Source organism: Streptomyces sp. SAI-127 (assembly GCF_029894425.1).
Taxonomy (GTDB): Bacteria; Actinomycetota; Actinomycetes; order Streptomycetales; family Streptomycetaceae; genus Streptomyces.
The window spans coordinates 397,132-416,086 of the sequence record NZ_JARXYJ010000001.1 but is presented as its reverse complement, the minus strand read 5'-3'; the positions used below and the strand labels follow the sequence as shown (position 1 = coordinate 416,086).

17 protein-coding genes are annotated in these 18,955 nt (G+C 69.1%); 9 read left to right on the top strand and 8 right to left on the bottom strand.

Annotation, left to right across the window (positions count from 1 at the left end; all coding sequences use genetic code 11):
* Positions 1-60 precede the first annotated feature (60 nt).
* Positions 61-825, top strand: a complete 765-nt coding sequence (locus M2157_RS02085) for an SDR family oxidoreductase (protein ID WP_280864200.1) — start codon at positions 61-63, stop codon at positions 823-825.
* 845 nt (positions 826-1,670) lie between these two features.
* Positions 1,671-2,948, top strand: coding sequence for a condensation domain-containing protein (locus M2157_RS02080; RefSeq protein WP_280864199.1), 1,278 nt, complete (start codon positions 1,671-1,673; stop codon positions 2,946-2,948).
* 108 nt (positions 2,949-3,056) lie between these two features.
* Here M2157_RS02080 and M2157_RS02075 read toward each other — a convergent pair whose 3' ends face one another.
* The 4 genes from M2157_RS02075 to M2157_RS02060 form a co-directional block, all read right to left on the bottom strand.
* The gene (locus M2157_RS02075) at positions 3,057-3,710 is read right to left on the bottom strand and encodes an SDR family NAD(P)-dependent oxidoreductase (RefSeq protein ID WP_280860064.1); all 654 of its coding nucleotides are present in this window, start codon (positions 3,708-3,710) and stop codon (positions 3,057-3,059) included.
* Between the two features lie 27 nt (positions 3,711-3,737).
* Complete coding sequence (locus M2157_RS02070) at positions 3,738-4,091, bottom strand: hypothetical protein (protein WP_280864198.1); 354 nt, start codon at positions 4,089-4,091, stop codon at positions 3,738-3,740.
* A 61-nt stretch (positions 4,092-4,152) separates the two neighbouring features.
* Positions 4,153-5,025 (bottom strand): helix-turn-helix transcriptional regulator, encoded by an 873-nt coding sequence (locus tag M2157_RS02065; RefSeq protein WP_280860062.1) that lies wholly within the window; start codon positions 5,023-5,025, stop codon positions 4,153-4,155.
* Between the two features lie 254 nt (positions 5,026-5,279).
* The gene (locus M2157_RS02060; RefSeq protein WP_280860061.1) at positions 5,280-6,152 is read right to left on the bottom strand and encodes a helix-turn-helix transcriptional regulator; all 873 of its coding nucleotides are present in this window, start codon (positions 6,150-6,152) and stop codon (positions 5,280-5,282) included.
* A 196-nt stretch (positions 6,153-6,348) separates the two neighbouring features.
* Between M2157_RS02060 and M2157_RS02055 the strand changes: the two genes are divergently transcribed.
* The 3 genes from M2157_RS02055 (at position 6,349) to M2157_RS02045 (ending at position 8,637) form a co-directional block, all read left to right on the top strand.
* Complete coding sequence (locus M2157_RS02055; protein WP_280864197.1) at positions 6,349-7,131, top strand: SDR family oxidoreductase; 783 nt, start codon at positions 6,349-6,351, stop codon at positions 7,129-7,131.
* Between the two features lie 232 nt (positions 7,132-7,363).
* Positions 7,364-7,579 carry a 4-oxalocrotonate tautomerase family protein gene (locus M2157_RS02050; RefSeq protein WP_280860059.1) on the top strand — a complete coding sequence of 72 codons (216 nt, stop codon included), beginning with the start codon at positions 7,364-7,366 and terminating at the stop codon, positions 7,577-7,579.
* A gap of 458 nt (positions 7,580-8,037) precedes the next feature.
* On the top strand, positions 8,038-8,637 hold the full coding sequence (locus M2157_RS02045; protein WP_280860058.1) for a hypothetical protein: 600 nt from the start codon (positions 8,038-8,040) through the stop codon (positions 8,635-8,637).
* Between the two features lie 76 nt (positions 8,638-8,713).
* On the opposite strand, the gene M2157_RS02040 is transcribed toward M2157_RS02045, so the two are convergent.
* A complete protein-coding gene (locus M2157_RS02040) occupies positions 8,714-9,040 on the bottom strand; it encodes an Atu4866 domain-containing protein (RefSeq protein WP_280868152.1) in 327 nt (108 codons plus the stop codon).
* A 346-nt stretch (positions 9,041-9,386) separates the two neighbouring features.
* Positions 9,387-9,614 carry a hypothetical protein gene (locus tag M2157_RS02035; protein ID WP_280860057.1) on the bottom strand — a complete coding sequence of 76 codons (228 nt, stop codon included), beginning with the start codon at positions 9,612-9,614 and terminating at the stop codon, positions 9,387-9,389.
* Between the two features lie 205 nt (positions 9,615-9,819).
* On the opposite strand from M2157_RS02035, the gene M2157_RS02030 reads away from it, so the two are divergent.
* From M2157_RS02030 to M2157_RS02020, 3 genes are all read left to right on the top strand, one after another.
* Positions 9,820-11,247, top strand: a complete 1,428-nt coding sequence (locus tag M2157_RS02030) for an FAD-dependent oxidoreductase (protein ID WP_280860056.1) — start codon at positions 9,820-9,822, stop codon at positions 11,245-11,247.
* A 573-nt stretch (positions 11,248-11,820) separates the two neighbouring features.
* Positions 11,821-13,191: a cytochrome P450 gene (locus M2157_RS02025; protein ID WP_280864196.1), complete on the top strand. Its 1,371-nt coding sequence runs from the start codon at positions 11,821-11,823 to the stop codon at positions 13,189-13,191.
* A 553-nt stretch (positions 13,192-13,744) separates the two neighbouring features.
* Positions 13,745-15,802: an ATP-binding protein gene (locus tag M2157_RS02020; RefSeq protein WP_280864195.1), complete on the top strand. Its 2,058-nt coding sequence runs from the start codon at positions 13,745-13,747 to the stop codon at positions 15,800-15,802.
* Between the two features lie 88 nt (positions 15,803-15,890).
* On the opposite strand, the gene M2157_RS02015 is transcribed toward M2157_RS02020, so the two are convergent.
* Together M2157_RS02015 and M2157_RS02010 are read right to left on the bottom strand one after the other, a co-directional pair.
* The gene (locus tag M2157_RS02015) at positions 15,891-18,047 is read right to left on the bottom strand and encodes a PQQ-binding-like beta-propeller repeat protein (RefSeq protein WP_348541773.1); all 2,157 of its coding nucleotides are present in this window, start codon (positions 18,045-18,047) and stop codon (positions 15,891-15,893) included.
* A 109-nt stretch (positions 18,048-18,156) separates the two neighbouring features.
* Positions 18,157-18,546 (bottom strand): DUF4232 domain-containing protein, encoded by a 390-nt coding sequence (locus M2157_RS02010; protein ID WP_280864193.1) that lies wholly within the window; start codon positions 18,544-18,546, stop codon positions 18,157-18,159.
* On the opposite strand from M2157_RS02010, the gene M2157_RS02005 reads away from it, so the two are divergent.
* Positions 18,533-18,907, top strand: a complete 375-nt coding sequence (locus M2157_RS02005) for a hypothetical protein (protein WP_280864192.1) — start codon at positions 18,533-18,535, stop codon at positions 18,905-18,907. The two genes, M2157_RS02010 and M2157_RS02005, sit on opposite strands and share 14 nt — an antisense overlap.
* Positions 18,908-18,955: the final 48 nt, after the last annotated feature.

Genomic DNA, 18,955 nt, shown 5'->3' with positions numbered 1-18,955 from the left:
AGTTCGCAGGTGAACGATCCGTCAACGGGGCTTCTGCCCTGACTGAGCAAGGAGGACGCGGTGACACGGACAACCTCGGAAACGACAGGGCGGGGCAGCGACCGGAAGGTCGTACTTGTCACGGGTGCCACGAGCGGCATCGGCGAAGGCATCGCCAGGCGGCTTGCTGCGGAAGGCCACCACATCGTTGCTGGTGCGCGTCGAGAGGATCGGCTGACCAGCCTGGCGGAGAGCGTCCGAGCCGACGGCGGCAGCATCGATGTACACCGTCTCGATGTCACCGACCGGGCCGACGTGGCCAGGTTCGTCGACGAAACGGTTACTGCCCAGGGCCACATCGACGTGATCGTCAGCAACGCCGGCGTCATGCCGCTGTCGCGCCTCGACTCACTGCTGGTGAACGAGTGGGACCGGATGATCGATGTCAACGTCAAGGGCCTGCTGCACGGCATCGCTGCGGCTATGCCGCACTTCCAGCGCCAGAACAGTGGGCACTTCATCACCATTGCGTCGATCGGTGCCTACTCCGTGGTCCCCACCGCTGCCGTGTACTGCGCCACGAAGTATGCGGCCTGGGCGATCACAGAAGGACTGCGGCAAGAGGCTGAGCCGTTCATCCGGGTTACCACTGTCTCACCTGGCGTCGTCGAGTCCGAACTGGCCGACACCATCACCGAACCGGGAGCCGCGGCGGCAATGAAGGCTTACCGCTCGGCGGCCATCTCGCCCGATGCCATCGCTCGTGCGGTCTCCTATGCGATCAGCCAGCCCGCCGACGTCGACGTCAACGAGTTGGTCATCCGGCCTGTGCGGCAGCGCCCGTAGCGTCGCGGCGGTTTGCGGTCTGAGCCCGCAGGCGTGCGCATGTCGGTGCACAACGAGTACTCCGTACTGGTCGAAGCGGCGGCAGATGGCCGGCCGAACACGGCGAGCCCAGGACTGGCGTACCCAGTCCGCCATGGCGTGGACGGAGGAGAAGCGCGAAGCTCTGCACGAGTGCGGGGCTGCCGTCACATCTGCGGCCCGAACTCCGCAGGATCGGGTCGGAACCTCTCATTCCGTCCCGGCCGGAGTTCGACATGGCCGTACGGAGGCCCTGCGGGTGCTGTGGTGACCCAATGAGCTCGCGGCAGATCCCCGCAGCCGCAGCCGCCTGATTGCGGAGACGGGCAGGAGCCTCCATGACCTCCTGCTGCGTGCCATCAGCAGAACGGTGAGGCAGGCAACTCGGCTGCGGCAGGCCGTGCCTGGGAGATCTGCGCCGCCTGGCAGTTGTCGTACCTCGTGGAATGCCCGAGTGACCGTGGACTCCGACGTACCCGTGGAGGTTCTGCGGGAGCTCACCGAGGCTGATGACCAGCTGAGCGCGGATCCGCGCGATGCGCGATCGCACCGGGCTCTGGCCGCGACGTCTTCTATGGCGCCACGTCGCAGGAGCAGGCGGCAGAGCAGCTCCGCCTGCCGTTCAGTGCCTACCGCAGGCACCTCAGCAGCGGGCTCGCCCGTGTGGCCGGGCGTGGAGGTCGACTGAGCGCGAAGTGGACAACTAGCGGACAGGGAACGGGCTGGTCCGGGCCTGGTTGATGGCTGAGGGTGGAGCGGTATCCACCATCCGCGCACCCACCGGATCCGGAGCGTGTGCGGACCACGTTCGCCCGAGGAGCACCATCGTGACGACGGCCCCAGCTCAGTCGACCAGCATGCCCGCAGAACGGCCGCTCGGGGTGGCTGAGCACTTCATGTGGCTGATGAACCAGAACCGCCCCACCCACTCGGCCACCGCCATCGAAGTCGCGGGCCCCACCGAGGTGCATGGGTGGCGAACGGCGCTGAACACCCTCCAGCGCCACCACGCCCTCCTCGGCGCCCGTATCCGCGACAGCGGCAACGGCCCCCGGCTCTCGTTCGGCCACGCCGCACAGATTCCGCTGCGAGTGACCGACCTGGCGGCGACCGGGTGGCAACAGGAACTGGCCACCGAGATGCGCCACGGAGTCGATGCGGCCGCGATGCCGCCCGTACGGGCCGTCCTGCTGTACAGCCCCGAACGGTGCGCGCTGGTTCTCGTCGGGCACCATGCGGTGGTCGACGGGCTGTCACAGGCATATCTCGTACGAGACCTGTTGACCCTCGTCAGCGGCGGGAGCATCGAGGGGGCGCCCGAAGGGCATCCTGGACATCCGGTGGACCACTTCCTGGCTCGAGAGATCGCCGCCGCAGCCACGACTCTGCCGAGCGACATGGACATCCCCCTCTCCGACAGGCCAGGCATCTACCGGACACCCGACCCGGACGCCGCGCTCTCCATCGATGCCGCCGCTCTGAGCCGGCCCCAGACAGCCGCACTGCGCGAACGCGCCCGGGCAGAAGGCACCACGGTGCACGGCGCTGTCGCCGCGGCGGCCCTGGGCGCGGCGGCCGAACTCAACGCGGCCTGGTCGACCGTCCCGCTGCGGGTGCACTCGCCCCTCAGCCTGCGCGGACTCCTTCCCGCGCCGGCTGAAGGCATGGGCAACATCCTCGCCCCGGCCACCACCGCACAGGTCGGCAAGTGGAGCGACCCGTGGGAGGCGGCCCGGTCCTTCACCGACACCCTCGCCCCGTTCCGCCACAAGAGCGCGCTGCTTCAGTCGCTCGCTCTGTGGACAGGCGTCTTCCAAAACCGCCCGGCCCCGGCTGACATGGCCGGTATGCTCGCCGCCGCCGCACCCCACGAACTGCTGCTCACCAATCTCGGAGCCCTGCCCATCGGGACGTCCTACGGTTCGTTGACCCTCAAAAGCTTGTGGGGACCTTCGGTCCTCTTCGGATTCGAGGGAGAGCAGACCCTCGGTTTGAGCGCACTCGCCAGCACACTGCGCATTCTGCACACGAGCTTCAGCCCGGTGCCCGAGCTCTTGGAGTTGACCCGAGAGCGGCTGCTGTCCGCCATCGGTGGCACTGGCTGATCCCCCGACACCAGCGAGAGTGCCCCAGCCGGCCTCGTGTCTGACCTCGCACCGCGAAATGCCCGGACAACACTCAGATCGGTTACGGCCGGCTGTGGGCCACTGGCTTCACCTCGCGCAGACGGTCTGGAAGGCGCGGCCCTCGGCGTGCTGTCGCCACAGGAGTTCGGCCACCGTCGCGGGCTCATGCTGTTGCCCGGGGCCCAGTGCGCCGACGATCGCGGTGTGTGCCACACGTATGCCTTCGGGGCTGAGCTCTTCGTGCAGCAGGCGGGCGTAGGCCACCTCCGCGGCGTAGGAGACGGCGGAACTGGCACGCGCGGTGCTGGGTGCGACGGCGGCACCGCCTGTGGTGAACAGCAGGGTTCCGCTGCCACGCTCCCGCATGGCGGGCAGCACGGCCTGAACCGCATCGATTGCGCCGAGGACGCTCAGGCCCAGTGACAGTCGGAGGTCCTCGGAGGTGGTGCGGGTGACGGGCTTGATCCAGTCCAGCGAAGGCAGGGGGCTGTACAGCAGGACATCGATCGGGCCGAGGCGCTCCGTCAGCTCCGTCAGCGCCGCGGCTGCGGCCTGCGGGCGGGTGATGTCCGTTGCCGTACTGCGGGCAGTGATGCCTTCTTTCGCCAGTGTGTCCTGCATGTTCTGCAGCCTGTCGCGGTTGCGTGCGACCAGGCCGACGTCGAAACCTTCCGCTCCGAATCGGGCGGCAGTGGCCAGACCGAGGTTCGGTCCTGCTCCGATGATCGCCAGCGTAGGCATGGATCCTCCAGGGTGGGGTCGTTCGTGTCAGGCAGTGGTGCGGTCGTCGGGGCAGTCGGCGCTGAGCGTGACATCGCGCCATGTGGTGAGGTTGGTCTTGAGGGTGTCGTGCCGGGCCAGGGTGACGTCGAGGGCGACCGTGCCCAGGAGCGGGCGCAGCGGGGGGTTTTCGGTCTGCACCGCGTCGACGATGGCGGCGGAGGCGCGTTCGGGGTCGCCGGGCTGGTGCCCGTAGGTGTCCAGGGTGTTCCTGCGGCGGGCGCCGGCGGTGTCCGCGTAGTCGTCGATCTGCGTGGCGGACTGCCGCATGGAGGGGCGGGGCCAGTTGGTGCGGAAGGCTGCGGGCTCGACGATCGTCACGTTGATGCCCAGCGATGACACCTCGGCCGCGAGCGCGGGGTACGGGCGCGGCGGACTTCAAGGAATGGCGGCCTGAGCGAACTCAGTCGTCTGCGACGATGTCCTGCCGCACGGCCTCGGATGCCTGGGCCGTTTCCGTCGCGGTGAGGCTGCCGAGCAGCGACAGTGCGTGGGCGGAGGGGCTGCCGGGCTCGGCCTGGTAGACGACGAGTTGCTGACCTGGCGCGCTGTTGATGGTCAAGGACTCGTAGTCGAGTGTGAGTTCACCGACGACCGGGTGGCGGAAGCGTTTGGTCTCGTGCCTCTTCTGGCGGATGTCGTGGCGCGCCCACAACGTGCGGAACGCTTCGCTCTTGAGTGACAACTCGCCCACCAGCTCGATCAATCGCGGATCGTCGTAGTCGGTTCCCGCCGCCTCGCGCAGGCCGCCGACCGTGTTGGCGGCGACCCGGTCCCAGTCCGGGTAGAAGTCCCGGGCGTCAGGGTCGAGGAAGACGAGCCGCATCAGGTCTCCGCTGTAGGTGTGGCCGGCGAACAGGGCGCCGCCCAGGGGGTTGTGGGCCAGCACGTCCATACAGCGCCCCAGAATCACGGCAGGTGTGCCGGTCCAGCTGTGCATCATCTGCCGTAGAGCCGGGCTCACCCGCTGACGCCGGGCGTTCTTGCGGGAACGTGCCGGCACAGGCCGGGCCAGCCGGTGCAGATGTGCGATCGCGTCGTCGTCCAGCAACAGTGCTCGGGCCAGTGCGTCGAGCACCTGCACCGAAGGGTTCCTTTCGCGGCCCTGTTCCAGGCGCACGTAGTAGTCGGTGCTCAGCCCGGACAGCATGGCCACTTCTTCCCGGCGCAGGCCCGCCACACGGCGGCGGCCGATCACCGGCACGTCCTTTTCCTCGGGCTGCACCAGGCCGCGTCGAGCTCGCAAGAACTGTCCCAGAAGGTTGTCACCGTCCATGCCATCGACATTAGCCCCGCACCACATCCCACGCAGCTGTGCAAGGTGGCCGCGATACTCCTAGGGTCGCCGTGCCAGGCGCCAGGCCCGCCCGGCGCAACGGGCTTCCGGCCCCGCGCTCTTGCCCGCTGTCCCCGACGGCGGCACCGGACATCACCTGAGCACCGACAGGCGGAGAGACCCGTGCGCGCGTCGGCCTGAACGGCGCGATCACGCACATGCGCCATGGCTGCCCAGTCGGTTCCGGACCCTGCTCAGGCTTGTGACTGTTCGAGGTCGGTCGCGCGGGGAGTCATGTCCTGGGTGCCGATGACGGAGAGAAGTTCCAGCTGGGCGGCGCCTTCGGTGCCCGGTGGGGCACTGAACCACAGCAGGCGCTGGCGTCCGTCCTCGCTGAACAGGCTGTGGCAGTCCAGCTCGATGACGCCCAGCGTGGCGTGCACGATGCGCTTGTGGTCGGCCCGTCTCAGGGCGACGTCGCGGGTGTCCCACAGGGTGGTGAACTCTTCACTGCGCCGTCGTAGCGCGGCCACCATCCGGTGCACTTCGGTGTCGTCGCCGCGCCGGGCGGCGACCGCCTGGAGGTCGGCGACGAAGACCCGCGAGTGGTGGGGGTGGTCCTCGGCCGGATAGAGGGTACGGGCGTCCGGATCGGTGAACCAGCGGTAGACGAAGCTGGCCGCAGGGCCGCGCACGGCAGGGGGCCGGCCGACGAGCGCGGCAGCCAAAGGGTTTTGGACGAGGGTTTGGTGCAGGTCGGTGATGACCTGAGCGGGAGTGGTGGTGAGCTGGTCCAGCAGGCCGAGCAGGCCCGGCTGGACGTGCGCGGTGGGACCGTGTGCCGCCGGGGGCGTCATGCGGTCGGCGAGGTGGAACAGGTGGTCGCGTTCGTCGCCGTTCAGTCGCAGCGCTCGGGCCAGCGCGGCGAGCACCTGGGCCGAGGGCTGGGCGCCGCGTCCACGTTCCAACTCCGTGTAGTAGTCGGCGGACAGGCCCGCCAGCTGTGAGACCTCCTCGCGTCGCAGTCCGGGGACCCGGCGCCGCGGCCCCGTGGGCAGGCCGACATCGGACGGGCGGATTCGGGCGCGCCGGGACTTCAGAAACGCGGCGAGTTCGGAGTGGTTCACGCTCCCCATCGTGACGCGTACCGGCGTCCTGAGCCAGGGGGTGGCAACCCCTGGGTAGAGACAGCCCTGGCTGGTGGGTCACGACCGGCCCACGCTGGAGAAGCGGGCAGGGAGCAGCCGGTGACAACGCCGACGCGCCACGCCCCGATCCACCCATCCTGCCAGTCCGCCTCTGGCGCCTCTCACAGGAGTCCCCTTGTCCTCCCAGCAGTCCGCGGCGAGTCGTGCCGCGCTCAACGACCAAGCAGACCAGCCCCGCGTCGCCATCGTCACCGGCGGCTCCCGCGGCATCGGCCGCGCGACGGTGAGCCGGCTGGCCGCCGAAGGATTCGCCGTCGTGGTCGGATACGCCGGCAATCGTGATCTGGCCCAGGCGGCCGTCAAGGAGGTCACCGCCGCCGGGGGCCGGGCCATCGCCGTCCAGGCCGATGTCGCCGACGAGCAGGAGGTGGCCGCACTGTTCGACACCACCGAGTCCGAGTTCGGTGGGGTCGACGTGGTCGTCCACGCGGCCGGCCGACTGTACCTGTCCCCGGTCGCCGACCTGGACCTGGCGGAACTGGACGCACTCCACCGCACCAACATCCGCGGGAGCTTCGTCGTCGCCCAGCAGTCCGCCCGCAGGGTCCGCAGCGGCGGGGCCATGATCACCTTCTCGACTTCCATAGTGGGCCTGGCCCTTCCCGGCTACGGCGCCTACAGCGCCGGCAAGGGTGCCATCGAGGCGCTCACGATGATCCTCGCCCGGGAGATGCGCGGCCGGGACGTCACCGTCAACGCCGTCGCCCCCGGCCCAACGGCCACCGACCTGTTCCTCGACGGCAAGGACCAGGAGACCATCGCACGTATGGCCGCCCAGCCCCCGCTGGAACGACTTGGCACCCCCGCCGACATCGCCGAGGTCGTCGCCTTCCTCGCCTCACCGGCCGGTCACTGGGTCAACGGCCAGGTCGTCCGCGCCAACGGCGGCATCGTCTGACCCCACCTCGGCGCCGATGCCGTACGTGTTCCGCATCCGTTCTCCCCGCAAGGACGGCCATGGCCTCCGACACCGCCAGAACCATCCCGGTGACCGGACCCGTACGCCGTCGAACTCGACGTCACCTGCCAGGAGTCCGCCGACACCGATGCCCGCTCCCGCCGGCACCTGGACACTGCGCATGCGCAGGCAGCTCCCTGTAACCCATCCGAGAAAAGAAGAGAGAACCACCATGCCGTTCGCCAACTTCAAGGTCCCCGCAGGAACCCTCGACGAGAAGCAGAAGGAAGAGATCGTCACCCGCACCACCGAGCTCTACGTCGAGATCTACGGCGAACGGGCCCGCGCCAACACCATGGTGCTGGTCGAAGAGGTCACCGACGGCGGCTGGGGCATCGGCGGCAACGTCCTGACCCTTGCGATGCTCGCGCAGTCACCCGAGGACTGACGCCGCTACCGACGGGCGGGGGAGCGTGACGTTCCCCGCCCGGCACCCCCTAATTCCTGCATCGAACCCAAGCCATTCCTGTCGTGACACCGCGCTTTCGCGACGCACCAGAAGCGTCCGCCGACAGCTGGTCGATGTTCTCAATTCCTCCGCAATCCATACCAAGAGGGTGACCGCGCCATCACGCAGCGCATTGAATGACGGATCATGGTTACCAGTTGAGCACTTTATGAACATCGCCTTGCCTGTACGCGGCCCAATGATCCAGGGATGCTCTTGGTCATCATCCACTATCTGTACTACGTCGGGTTTCCGTAATGCCCATCCCTCAGACTCTGTACGCGCCGAAACCTTCCCCATCGGCCGACTCCGGAATTCCAGCCCCGGTCGACGCGGTTTTCTCGATGCAACGAGACGGAACAGCGGCCTTGCTGCGCGACATGAGGAGCCAGGGCGTCATGCCGACGTTCCCCCATCCATGGGGATCGACAGGCGCCTACCGTTCCCTGCTGCGCCGGCCGCAACCCCTGGCACTTCTGGACGTACCGGACATCAGCCTGGTCCCTGACCTGCCGCAGCGCGTTCACGTACTCAGCAGGCTGTCCACGGTCGTCGTACTGGTACCAGATGACACCGACTCGGTCTCCTTACTGCGGGCCGGCGCTGGCAACGTACTGTCTCGCAGTGCGTCGCCCAAGGAGTTGGCCAGCCGAATAGCTGCCGAGCGCCGCTGGCTGGCAGTGCTTTCCCCGCTTCATTCCACGGACGACGGCAATGAGTGCCCGAAGCCCACACTGAACGTAAAGCACGCCTCTCAGAAAATTCTTCTGGAGCTCATCCAGGCCGTGAGGCATCCATGGTGCTGTCACGACCTGTGCCTCCTTCTCGGCGATGCACAGCGTCCGCTCAGCCGGCGCGCCCTGCAGGCCCGCATGACGCGCCTGACCCACCGAATGGCGGAGTGTGACACCTCGTTCACCATCACCAAACAGTGGGGTCGCACCACCTTCGGCCGAGCTGCAGAACAGCGGCCTGCCGCCTCGAAGCCCATGCCGTGATCTATGACGAGCCGGCTGCGGAGCGGCGAGCTCACACGACTGCCTCCGCCGACCACTGAGCCTGGTGGGTGCCCTTTCACCTCACGCGCGTGTCAGCGGCCTTGCGGTGTGCCGGGCTGTCCTCGCGATAAAAGACGTAGCCGCCGTGGTGAAGGACGTCGCCCTGGAACGTTCCGTCGGCCGTGAAGCCCGAGTCGTCCGCATACTCGATGCGATTCCCTTTGACCCAGTAGCGGCCGGTATAGGCGCTTTCACGGTTGCCCCGCGCTTCGTCATAGCGGCCGTTCGGGAGGAGCTCCTGTCGGATCTGATCGTCCGCGGTGACCCACATCCCGACGTACGTGTGGAGCTCACCCGAGTTACTCGTCTCGCTGCCGGCGGAGGCAGGTTGTTCACCGGGCACCTGCTGACAGGCCACCGCCGCGGCCACACTGACCAGGGGTGCAACGATCCTTAGAGTGCTGTTGTTTTGACGCATGCACAGATGATGACCCGCGAACCCCGTGGAGCGAGAGGCCGCGCTGCTCCTGGGAGCCGTGCACCCACCCGCCGACACTGGCGCGTGCGCTTCGAAACAGGTCGCGCTTGCCAGTCATGTGTGTTGGGCGGTCTCGCCGATGTCCGACGAGCCGCCGTTCGCCATCGGTTGGGACATCGCCGACACAGTGGATGCCGTCGGCCCGGGTGTGTCCGCCTTCGCTCCGGGACGAGGTCCTTGGCATGCTCGCCCTCCCGGGGGGAGGCAACACCTACGCCGAGTACGTCCTCGCCTCCATCAGCGAGATCATCCACAAGCCCGCCCAGCTCGCCACCGGGCCGGCGGCCGGCCTCCGATGGCCGACGTCACGGCCTGACACCGAGCTGCGGGCGGCGTCGGCCACCTCGCGGTGCAGATCGCCAAGACCCAGGGCGCCCACGTGCTCGGCACGGCGAGCGCGGGCAAGCACGAACTGCTGCGCCGCCTCGGCAAGCCTCATCGCCTCAGCTCAGAGGCAACTCGGCGCGCATTTGACCAAGTCTCGGGCACCTCCTTCGCGAAGGCGCGCGGCTAGAGTCTCCGACCCACGCCAGCGGAGTTTCGCCCGGCATTGGAGCAGTTGTTGGACAGGGAATGGCCTGGCTCTCATCAGTGCGGCCGCGTGAGTCTGGATCGTATCTGTTTCGCCTTTCAGGAGAACGTCCATGACTCATGTGCTGGTCCTCGGCGCCGGTCCCACCGGACTCACGACCGCGATGCTGCTCGCCGCCGACGGCCACCGCGTCACCGTGGTGGAGCGGAACCCCCACGAGCCGCACGGCGACGCCGCCGGGCTGTGGGAGGGGTGGGAGCGGCGTGGGGTGAAGCAGTTCCGCATGCTGCACATGGTCATGCCTCGCTGGCGGATGGAGATGGAGCATGAACTCCCGGAGGTGGTCGCCGAACTGGAGGCCCTCGGCGGCACCCGGATCAACCTGATCCAGTTCGCGGACTTGCCGGCGGAGGCTGCCGGGGCCCGCCCCGGGGATGAGCGCTTCGACAGCGTAGCGGCCCGCCGCCCGGTGTTGGAGGCGGCGGTCGCGCGCGTCGCGTCTCGGACGGAGGGCGTCACCGTCTTGCGGGGCGTGCACGTCACCGCGCTGGTCAACGCCTCGGCGACGAAGAGCGCGACCCCGCGGGTGGGCGGGGTGGTGACCGCCAACGACCAGGTGCTCCACGCGGACCTGGTGGTCGACGCGAGCGGCCGGAACTCCGCCGTCCCACAGATGCTGGACGCCATCGGAGACCGCGCGCCCGTCATGGAGAGCGAGCCGAACGGATTCGTCTACTACTCCCGCTACTTCCGGGCGCCCCAGAACAACCGGCCGTCGTACCGGGGCTGGGTGCTGGAACATCACGAAGGGCTGACGGTCGGCAAGTTCGCCTGCGACAACGACATCTGGGCCCTGGGACTCTATGTCTCCTCCCGGGACCGGCAGTTGCGGGCCCTGCACGACACCGACACCTGGCAGCGGGCGGTCGCGCTCTTCCCCGATGTCGCCGAGTGGGCGGCCCATGAGCCGGTGGGCGGTGTGCGAGCGATGGCGGGCACCCAAGGCGAGTACCGCCGCCGCGTCGTCGAGGGTCGGCCGGTGGTCACCGGCTTCGTCGCGGTCGGGGATGCCTGGGCGACCAGCAACCCGGCGCGTGGAGCGGGCCTCAGCACGGGGGTGCTGCATGCCCAGGCACTGCGCGACACACTGCGCGAGGTCGGCCCCGCCGACGCCGAGAAGTTGGTGCTCTGGTTCGACGAGCTCACCGAGGCCCGCCTGACACCCATCTACCGGAGCATCACAAGCTGGAGCCGCCACCGGCTGGCGGAGATCGACGGGGACATCACCGGCGAACCGTACGAGACAGCGGACCCGAGCTGGGTGATCGGCAAAGCCCTTGACGCGGCCAAGCTCCGCGACCCGGACGCGCTCCGCGCGTTGGCCGACCTGGCGATGCTCCACCTCCCGGCCCAAGAGGTACTGGGGGCCCCGGGCCTGACCGAGAAAATCATGACCCTCGGCGCCAATCAGCCGCGTTACCACGCCCCCGGCCCCTCACGCGCCGAACTCCTGGCCGCCATCGGCGCCTCGCGCGACTGAGCCGGATGCCTCCCCGGCCTCAGGCATAGCGCGCTCGAGGACGTCGCCGCGCAGCGGGTGGTGAAGACCCTCATGTTTCCCTGACACCGCCACCCGCGTCCGGGAACCCAGGCACGGGCCGCTGTTCCGAGGGAGCTGGTGACCGAGCGGACTCAGGCAGGCAACACCACCTGGCCAAGGCAGCCAGTGCCGCCAGCGCCGCCGGCACGCCAGGCGCGTCAGCCAGACGGAGGGTGGACACCGACGGGGCGGAGGCGGCCCGCCGAGGCCTCGGCAGCGCCAGGTCAAACAGCGCCCGTACATGTGCGGTCACCGAACAGTGCGGTGACGGTCCCGTCCCAGGGCAGCGGTCGGCCGACCGCCATCGGAGCGGTCGAAGGCGTCTGCCGCTCACTTGATCGGCGCCCGCCGGGACTCACCGGAGCCCACCGCCCCGCTCGGCCTGATGGGCCTTCCATGCCGGATGCGAGCTTCAGTGCCGCTGCCCCGCCTCTGACCACCACCGCTACCAGCTCACTACCCGATCAGGAACTGCCCTGCGGAGGAACTACACCCGTGCGAGACAAGTCACCCATGACCGCCATCGCTGAGATACCGGGCCCCAAAGGCCTTCCCCTGCTCGGCTCGGCACTCGACCTCCGGCGCGACTCACTGGACACTCTCCTGCGCGCGCGGCGAGAGTACGGCGACGTGGTCCGTATCTCCGCCGGCCCACCAGGACTGCGTTCGGTGATGCACTGCGTCTTCTCCGCGGAGGGCGCACAGCAGGTCCTGGCCACCCAGACGGCCAACTTCCGCAAGGACAACCGGCTTTACGAGGAGATCCGGCTGTCCATCGGTAATGGCCTGCTCACCAGCCAGGACGCCGACTATCTGCGCCAACGCCGCCTCATCCAACCGCTGTTCACCAAGCGGCAGGTGGACGGCTACGCCACAGCGGTGACGCTGGAGGCCGGGAGCATGGTGGAACGCTGGCGCACCGCCCACGACACGGTCGTCGACGTGAACAGGGAGATGGACCGGTTCGCACTACGCACAGTGGCGCGCATCCTCTTCGGCGCGGACATCGAGGCGGCCGCCGACGTCGTGCACGACCACTTCCCCGTGATCAATGCGTACGTGCTCCGGCGCGGCTTGTCCCCCGTCAATCCGCCGCGCTCCTGGCCCCTCCCGGCCAACCGCCGCGCCGAGGAGGCGACCCGCGCGGTGTACGCGGTCTGCGACCGGATCACCGCCGAGCGCCGGGCGGCCGGAACGACAGCGGCTGCCGACGACCTGCTCTCTCTCCTCTCCCGGGCGAGCAGCGAAGAGGACGGCAGCCTTGACGCCGCCGAACTCCGCGACCAACTCCTCGTGTTCCTGATTGCGGGCCACGAAACGACCGGGACATCCATGACCTTCGCGCTGCACTTGCTGTCCCGGCACCCGGAGGTCCAGGCGCGGGCACAGGAGGAGGCCGACCTCCTGCCGGCCGGGCGTACGCTCTCGGCCGCCGACCTTGACGGGCTGCCGTATCTGACGAGGGTGCTGAAGGAGGCCATGCGGCTGTACCCGGCCGCTCCGCTGATCGGCCGCCGGTCCGTCGAAGCCGCCGAGGTCGACGGGCACCTCATTCCTGCCGGGGCTGACGTTCTGGTCCCGCCGTGGGTCATCCACCGCCACCCGGACCTGTGGGACGACCCCGAGCGCTTCGACCCCGAACGCTTCACCCCCGAGCGCGAGGGTGCCCGGCACCGCTACGCCTGGTTCCCCTTCGGCGGCGGTCCACGCGCCTGCATCGGTCAGCACTTCGCGATGCTCGAGTCCGTGCTCGCTCTGGCGGTGTTGCTGCGCGCTTACGACTTGGAGGCGGTGGACAGGGAGATCTCCTTGATGGCGGGGATCACGCTTCAGGCGACGGGGGCGGCGCGGGTGCGGCTTCGGGCCCGCGCTCAGGCCCGTTGATACGTAGGCGCTGCCCTGCTTTGAGGGGCGATCTCAACCCGTCGAGCGCGTTGCTGGTGGCGGGTGGGAGTTCTCGGCCCGGTGGTTGAGGCGCTTCGACTGCCGGTGCTGCACCGATCGCATGCGGCGCAGCCCGACAGCGTTCCCGGCGGCGGGACTTCGTGCACCGCTGGGGCCGAGCGGGCCAGGAGCCAACCCCGACGTCAGGAACCCGCGTCGGAGACACAGCGAGGATCGTGTCGATCTCGGCGCCCGTGCTCGTGACCGGCGTCACCGGTGACGTCCTGGTCTGGAACCCGCTGGCGCATGCCCTACTCACCGGCCGCCTCGATGTGCACGCCCCCGAGGACCCGGAGCACCGGTGGCAGCCCTGGCACTCCCAGGCACACCCGGCCCCTACACCGGACACTCGGGTTACCGGCGGCGGAGTGAACCAAGTCATATCGACGCGCGGTCTCATCCCTTCGGTTGGTCTGGGGTGCGCGGCGTAAGGTGCTCGGCCATGCATGGTTCGGTTGGTGGGGGGCTTGTGGATTCGGGGAACGGTGGCTTGTTGGGTGACCTGGTGGTCGCCGCGCGGGACCAGGCGTTCGTGGGGCGGGTGGCGGAGCGGGCGGTCTTCCGGTCCGCGATGGCGGGGGACTCCCACGCGCCGTCGGTTCTGTATCTGCACGGGCCCGGCGGGATCGGCAAGTCCGCGCTGCTGAGGCGGTTCGCTCTCGAGGCGCACGAGGCGGGGCGGCTGGTGATCGAGGTGGACGGGCGTACGGTCGCCGCGACGCCGGAGGACTTCGAGCACGCGGCCGGGAAAGCGATCGGCGAGCCGAACACGGTGCTGTTGGTCGACACCTTCGAGCTCTGCCACGGCCTGGAGCACTGGTTGTGGGAGCAGTTCCTGCCGCGGTTGCCGCTGGGCACGGTCGTGGTGGTGGCCGGACGCGCGGCCCCCGATCCCCGCTGGGTCGCCGATCCGGGGTGGGCGGACCTGCTGCGGGTGGTGCGGTTGCGGGATCTGGCCCGGGAGGATGCCGCCGCCTTCCTGCGCGTACGAGGTGTCCCGGCCGGGACGCACCACGCGCTGCTGTCCTTCGCCAGTGGTAATCCGCTGGCCCTGTCGCTGGCGGTGGCGGTCGCCGCGCAGCGGGACACGGACGGGGCGCGGGGTGCTGCCGACTGGTCACCGGGCCAGGACGTGATCGCGACGTTGCTGCCCCAACTCGTAGGCCACGCCCCGAGTGCGGCGCACCGCACGGCGCTGGAGGTGTGCGCGCAGGCCGATGTCACCTCCGAGGCCCTGCTGCGGGCGTTGACGGGCGAAGACGCCGCTGAACTGTTCGCCTGGCTGCGCACCCAGCCGTTCATCGAAGCCACCGACTCCGGGCTCTTTCCGCACGATGTCGTGCGCGAGGTGTTGGCCGCCGATCTCCGCTGGCGGGACCCCGAGGGATTCGCCGCCCTGCGCCGACGGATGTACCACCATCTGCTCGCCCGGGTCCGTGAGGTGCCCGCCGCACAGGTGCTCCAGGCGATGAACTCACTCGTGTACCTGGACCGTTCCCTCGGTCATCTTGCCGACACCCTCGTATGGGACCCTGAGGACGCGGTGCGGGAAATGCCGTGTACGCCTGACGACGAGAGCCGCGTGGTGGACCTGGTCCACCTGACGGAGGGCGCCGAGTCCGCCGCGATCGCCCGCTTCTGGCTCAACCGGCAGCCCGAAGCGTTCAGGGTCTACCGCTCGAACCGGACCGACGAGATCACGGCCTTTTCGACGTTGCTGCGGCTCAGCGGACCCGAGGGGGAGGACGTCGACCCGGTGGTGGCCGCCGCCTGGTCCCACGCCCGCGCAGGCAGCCCAATACGAGCAGGCGAGCACATGGCTGTTGCACGGTTCATGGTGGACGCACAGGCGTACCAGCGGCCCTCGGCATCTCTGAACCTGGTCACGTGGCGCGTGACGGCGGAGATCATCCGGGCCGACCGTCTTGCGTGGTTGTTCGTCGTGATGAGGGACGACGGGTTCTGGAACGCTCACCTGGCGCCCGGCGACATGCTGCCGACGGACGCCAGCCCGGTGATCGGCGACCACGGCTACCGCCTGTTCGCCCACGACTGGCGTATCCGGTCCGCGATGGCGTGGGTGGCGGAGAAGCACGAAGCTCTGCAGGAGGACGTGGCTGCCGTCACGCCTGCGGTCACACCTCCGCAAGAGCGGTCGGATCACGTGGTGCTGTCCCGGCCGGAGTTCGACACCGCCGTACGGGACGCCCTGCGTGCACTGTGGTGGCCGGGCGAACTCGCGGCAAACCCCCTCAACCGCAGCCGACTGGTCGCAGAGCACGACCAGAACCTCCACGATGTCCTGCTCCACGCCATCGACACCCTGCTGGGGCAGCGCGGCGGAGAGACACGTCATCAGGTCCTCACGACCACGTACAGCAAGACCGCCCCCACCCAGGAGGCGGCGGCCCGACGCCTCGGGATGTCTTTCAGCACCTACCGCCGCCACCTGACGGCCGCGGTGCAGCACATCAGGGACGTCCTGTGGAGTCACGAACTGAGCGGAACAGCGGTCCTTCCGGTGGGCCGGGGCCTGCCGGCGGACCAGTGAGGCGGGCAGCCCGGCTGAGCGATGTCCGCCGCCGCGCCGTGGAGGTGGCCTCGCTCAACGAGCCCTCTGCCGCTGCACGCCGGGGCCGTCAGTCGGTGGCCTGTGCCGTGGGGCCGTTCGGACCGACGGAGGAGAGCGTGTTGCCGGCCATCGCCACGATCTCGTCCCTGACGAGGACAACGCTCGGCGCCCAGTCCTGGGACGCGTCCCCGAGGATGTCGACGGCGGAGGTGCGCCAGAGTTCCTTGCCGGTACTCAGGTCGAGGGCCACCACGCGGCCGATGCGGTTGGAGAAGTAGATGTGCTCGTACGTCGCCGACAAGACCGGCTGCGACAGGCCCTCCATGCCGGTCGACCGCTGCCACAACTGCTTGCCGTCGTCGGCGGACACCGCGGTGACGGTTCCGTTGGTCTGGGCGAAGACCACGACGTCGTCGCCGAGCAGGGTCGGCGCGCCGCGTAGGGTGCGGGACAGCGGCACGGGACGGACGGCGCCGGTACGCGGGTCCACCCGGAGCAACGTGGTGTACCGGCGCTCGCTCTCGATCTCCCCGTCCTGGTTCGCCGCCGCCGCGGGCTGCGCGTAGACCGGTGCGCCTCCGGACTGTCCGATGCCCTGCGATCCGATCGGCAGGGCCGCGAGTTTGCGTGCCGTGCCATCGGCCGGGTCGAGGCGCAGCAGGGTGGTGGTCTGGCCGGTGATCGTGCACTCGGCGTACGGAACGCCGGCCAGGGACAGCGGTGCGCAGAACGCGGCCTTCGGCGACTGCCACAGTTCCTTCCCCGACGTGTCGTACGCGATGAATCCCTGGATGTCGTTTGTGGAGGTCAGCAGCCCGCCGCTGAAGACGACCGAGCTGTCGCTGTCTCGCACCCATCTGCGCTTCCCGGTGGCGGTGTCCAGAGCCGCGGTCCGGAATTCACCATGGGTCTGCTCGGCGACGTACACGACTCCGTTCCGTACGCCGTAGGGCATCGTGTTCTGTACGGAGTCGCCGGACCGCCAGATGACGCGGCCGGTGGCGGCATCGACCTTGGCGACGGTGAAGCCCTCGCCGCCGCAGTAGAGGACGGTGCGCTCGGGGACGCACCCCGGCGGGCCGGAATCCATCGCGGTGTCGGGCACGGAGCCGAGGCGGAGCGTCGTCTGCCAGGGGTGCCAGCCGGCGGGGAGCGAAGGGGTGCGTGCGGTGGGTCGTTCGTCGCCGCCGAAGGCGTTGACCGCCGCGAGGCTCAACGCGGTGACGGCGACCGCTGTACCTACGGCCGTGAGCAGACGCGTGAGCCGTCGGCCACGACGATCTCTGCGCAGACCTCGGCCGGTGACGGGTTCGGTGGAGGCTCCGGGCATCGCCTTTTTGCCTGTGTCGACCGCGTTGCCGAGGTCGTCGGAATGGTCGGGGTGACCATGTTCGCCGGGACCGGTGGTGTGGTCGGAGTTGCCGGAGCCGGAATTGCCGGAGTCGGCTGTCTGCGGTAACGCGCGGAGCCAGTCGTGCAGTTCCCCAAGTCCGGGGCGTGCCGCCGGGTCCTTGTCCAGACAGCGTTCGACGATACCGCGCAGTGGTCGCGGAACCTCGTCCAGTGTCGGCGGCTCGTACATCACCTGATAGCCGGCCATGTACGGCGTGTCCGCGTCGAACGGTCCGCTTCCGGTGGCCGCGTAGGCCAGCAACGAGCCCAGCGAGAACACGTCCGACGCCGGGGTGACGTCGCGCGGCGAACGCAGCTGCTCCGGTGACATGAACGGCGGCGTGCCGATCAGGTTGCCCGTGACGGTCAACTGCTGGTTGTCGGCGGCACGCGAGATGCCGAAGTCGATGACGCGGGGGCCGTCTTCGGCCATCAGCACGTTCCCCGGCTTCAGATCGCGGTGCACCACCCCGGCCCGGTGGATCTCGCGCAGCGCCTCGATGAGCCCCAGTGCCAGGATCCGCAGCTCCGGTCCGGTCAGCGGGCCGCCGCGGTCCACGCAGGCCGCCAGGCTCGGGCCCGGTACGTACAGCGTGGCCATCCATGGCCGCTCGGCATCCGGGTCGGCGTCGACGACGGGTGCCGTGAACGCCCCGCTGACCCGGCGGACCGCCGCGATCTCCTGCCGGAAACGGACGCGGAACTCCTCGTCCTCGCAGAGCTGTGGGTGCACCAGCTTCACGGCGACCCTGCGTCCGGCGGCCGAGCGGCCCAGGAACACGGTGCCCATGCCGCCGGCACCGATCCTGTCGAGCAGGACATAGCTCCCCACGGCTTCAGGGTCACCATCTCGCAATGGCATGGACGGTCACACCCTTTTTCTTACGTGGATCGACGGCTGAGCTTGGGCCAAGGCCCTTGTGCGGGACGCCAGTTCCAGGTCACCAGGCGAGCGCGTCGCTCACGTTGTCCTGCCAGAAGGTGACCTGGGCGTTGTCGTCCTCGACGTACAGGGAACCGCCGGGAACGGGTACATCCACCCCGTTCTCGGTGGACGAGTCTCCCGCGTCGGGGCCGTGCAGGGACAAACCGATCGAGGAGGTCGTGACCTTGGTCTGACTGTTGCGGTCGACGGACGCGGTGATCAGGCCCGCGTACGCGGTGGCGCCGCGGTCGAGGGTGACGACGGCTTGTGGCTGGCTCGGCCCCAACCTGGCTGTTTCGGATTGCGAGTTCTCACTCAACCGCAGGGCGGGGTAGCGGTAGATGTGGCAGGGCTTCGAGCCGGTGTTCGTAGCCGTGATGAGGACATGGTTGATGGGGCTCTTCACCTCTTTGATGGCGAACTTCAACGAACCGGTGGTGCAGTCCACGGGCTTGGCACTGCCGGAGCCCGTGCCGGCGGACGAGGTCTTGCCGGAACTCGCTCCGCTGCCGCCACCGTTTCCGGAGCCTTGGGAGCCCGCGCCCTTCGTGGCTTGCCCCGTGGCGGTGGCAGACGCCGATGCCGAAACGGCGGTGGCGGTGGAGGTGGGCGTGACGGTCGTGTCGGTGGGCTCCGTGGTTGCCGTTCCGACCGACTTCGACTCGGCGTCGCTTTCTCCGCAGGCGGTGAGCGCCAGGGCCAGGACGATGGAACTGGCCAAGGCCACGGCAAGTCGATGTGTGCGCAAGCTGGTTACCTCTTCATGACAGGACGTTCTCGGCCGGGCCGCGTCGGTTCGTGTTCTTACAGCGCCG

Coding starts and splice junctions, on each gene's coding strand:
- M2157_RS02075 (WP_280860064.1), bottom strand. CDS start 3,710: ATGCCTACGCTGGCGATCATCGGAGCAGGACCGAACCTCGGTCTGGCC.
- M2157_RS02065 (WP_280860062.1), bottom strand. CDS start 5,025: ATGGACGGTGACAACCTTCTGGGACAGTTCTTGCGAGCTCGACGCGGC.
- M2157_RS02050 (WP_280860059.1), top strand. CDS start 7,364: ATGCCGTTCGCCAACTTCAAGGTCCCCGCAGGAACCCTCGACGAGAAG.
- M2157_RS02045 (WP_280860058.1), top strand. CDS start 8,038: ATGCCGACGTTCCCCCATCCATGGGGATCGACAGGCGCCTACCGTTCC.
- M2157_RS02035 (WP_280860057.1), bottom strand. CDS start 9,614: ATGAGGCTTGCCGAGGCGGCGCAGCAGTTCGTGCTTGCCCGCGCTCGC.
- M2157_RS02030 (WP_280860056.1), top strand. CDS start 9,820: ATGACTCATGTGCTGGTCCTCGGCGCCGGTCCCACCGGACTCACGACC.
- M2157_RS02025 (WP_280864196.1), top strand. CDS start 11,821: ATGACCGCCATCGCTGAGATACCGGGCCCCAAAGGCCTTCCCCTGCTC.
- M2157_RS02005 (WP_280864192.1), top strand. CDS start 18,533: ATGGGGCTCTTCACCTCTTTGATGGCGAACTTCAACGAACCGGTGGTG.